General features: G+C 61.0%; 2 protein-coding genes. Both read right to left on the bottom strand.

Annotated features, from left to right (window positions below):
* Positions 1 to 2,432, bottom strand: a 2,432-nt coding sequence (gene traC, locus AC4PR2_RS28250; protein ID WP_492175964.1) for a type IV secretion system protein TraC, incomplete at its 3' end; no start/stop codon positions are given.
* A gap of 10 nt (positions 2,433 to 2,442) precedes the next feature.
* The coding region (locus AC4PR2_RS28245) for a TraV family lipoprotein (protein WP_492175963.1) at positions 2,443 to 2,814 on the bottom strand (372 nt) is incomplete at its 5' end.

Raw genomic sequence — 2,814 nt, 5'->3', positions numbered from 1 at the left:
TGGAAGCTGCTGGACTCTTCGATGCTGACCAGGAACGAGCTGTACTTGGCCTTGCCCGCGGCCGGAAACTTCTTGATGAGTGCCCACTCGTGCTCAGAGAAGGCGTTCGGCTCTTCCTTTTCAAACATGGCGAAGGCCGTGGCATTCTGTTTGCCGGTGAACTTGTAGGAGCTGTTGTCAAAGGCGGCCAGCGAGGCGGTACTGAGGTTTTTGTCGCGGATGGACTGGGTCACCGTGCCGCAGGAGCCGTTGTGACGGCGGGCCGTTCGGTAGCCCTCTTCGATGAACTCGCGGATTTTGACGTTCGACCCGCCCAGCAGCTTCCAGCCCTCATCGATGATGCTCATCTTGCGCAGGTTGCGCGGCGTTGAGTACATCAGGTTCTCCGACCAAATCATCAGCGTGAACAGCACGGCCGACAGCAGGTCGCTGCGGCTTCGCAGGTCGCCAAGTTCGGTAACCACAAAGCGCAGGTCGTGGCCGAGCGTCGGCTGGTCACTGTTGAAGTACTCGCCGTAAACCCCTTTTGTCGTGTACTTGTTGAGCAGCGTGACCATTTCGTCGATACGCCCGGCTATCTGCAGACCGCTTTGCCGCGCCACGTCACCCTGGCGCTTTTTGAGGTAATCCACCACATGGTCGATGCGCATGCCCTGCTGATATTCCGGCCATTGTTCGGTGATGGCCTCCATCATCAGGGACTCGTGCACCTCATCCAGCAAGCCGCTGGGGCTGGCCAGAATGCACAGCTGGTCGCGTATGCGCTCCGCGGCCAGCTTGATGTCGGTGACGTTGGCGAACGGGTTGAACCGCAGGTTTTCACCGTTGATGTAGTCGCCACCGATGCTGCTGCAGAACGCCTTGTAGGAGTCACCGATATCGGTGATGGCAACGTAGCCGCCACTGTCGCTGACCTGACGCGCCAGCGCCTGGGCCAGCACCGATTTACCGGCACCGGAAGTACCGGAGAGGTACCAGTTGTAATTGACGTTGGGCAGGTTCTCGTCGAACACGTCGAGGAACGCCACCTGATTACGGTAGCTTGCCAGCAGTATCCCGGCGGGTGACAGCTTGTTGTCGCCGATAACCGGCATCAGATTGGCGGCGTGAAAGCACTCCGCGCGCTGCGTGGCGCCGGTGCGGTTGAGGTCGCGCCACAGCTTGTCGTCGGCCATGGTGAACGGCAGCGTCGCCAGCAGGTTGCGCACCTGCATGTAGTCGGCGCGCACCATCTTCACCCCCTGGCGGGCAAAGGCCTTCTTGGTGTTTTCTGTCTGCCTGGACATGACGTCGTCGTCATCGTCACAGAAGAAGGTCAGCCCATAAAAGTAGCGCGTCAGCGCCGTGCGCCCCGCGTCCAGCTCGGTCCGCAGACCTTTCCACTCCTGATGTTGGCGCACCACGCCCGGGATATACCTGGCATACGGCGTGTTGACGCGACTGTCGAGACTCAGGAAGCGGTTCCTGGCCTCACCCTGGCTTTTCACCTGCTCGTCGGTGACCAGTACCATGCTGAACAGGAACGGACACTGGATACTGCTGGTTGGCGATGCCAGGTCGGCGAGAAGATTGCCGTTCTGCCACAGATAGTGCTCATGCGGGTTGCGGTCGAGATTCATGCTGACCATGCGGCTGGAGAAATCCCGCGCCTGCTCATCCGTGCCCGATATCCGGATATACCCGGGCTTGACCAGCCACGAGGTGCTGTTATCGACCATCTGCGCTGTCAGGTCGGACTGCGGGTCGTACGCTTTTTCATAGCTCGGAAGGCGCGTCACATCGTGATTGCAGAGTTCACGCATCACGCCGATAACATCGTCAGCCGACGCCGGCTGTGTGTAGATATCGGCCGCCACCAGAGCGTTGGTAAGGGTTCGCCGCACGTCCTTGACATGGATAATGTCAGCCTCGGTCACCCGGCGAACTTTCTGCGCCCAGGTGAAAAACAGCCGATAGTCGCGCAGCGTCAGCGGGTGCCCGAGCCCGTTGGGAAAACCGTGGCGGGCGCCATGCAGCGCGAAGCGCCGGTTGATGTCGTTGCACTCGTCCGCGCGGTACCCGCTCCAGCCGAAGTCCTTGAGGCCATAGTCAATCTGCTCCTGCAGCGCCCCGCTGCTGACCATCAGCACCTGCAGGGGCGTGCCGCGCGGCACGGACTCCTGCAACAGCGCCTCCAGGCTGTTGACCACCTGCTCATTGGCCCCGATGAGGGGTTGGGATTCGAGCACAAACCCGATGGAGCCCTTGTTGATGAAGATTTTCTCTTCACTCATGTAGTCGGCGAACGGCAGCAGGTCGCGGATATGGGGGTAATCCATATCATCCAGCATCTTCTGGGTCTCGCGCACGGTCTCCTTGTCACCGAGGATGCTGGCGACATCGTCAATAATATTGAGCGGGTTGAACTTCAATCCGGAAAGGTCGAACTTCATGCATCAGACCTCACAACACGCCGTGCCAGTTGGCAGGCTTGGTGACGGTATAAACGACCTCGCCCATATGGACGTTGTCATCGGGAGAAACGTAGGGGGCTATCCAGATGCGGGCCACGCCATCGGGCCGGCGAAACGCCGACGCGGGTTCGGGATAGCAGCGCGGGCTGCTGCAGCTCACCTGCCCGACCGGCACCTGCGATACCGCATGGACGACGCCACCGGTCAGTGCAGGCTTGGCGGCAGCATCCCCCGGCCGCGCGGGAGCGGCAAGGGCAGTGCCATAACGCCGGCCCGCCCCGACGACGCTGCCGGCAAGTGCCGTTTGCACGTCGAGACGGATGTTGCCGGTATCAACCAGCCGATAGCCGGCGAGGTTGAG

It is taken from the genome of Serratia sp. A07 (genome assembly GCF_058725505.1).
Note: the sequence above shows the minus strand (reverse complement) of the source record. Positions and strands in the feature narration are given on the sequence as shown.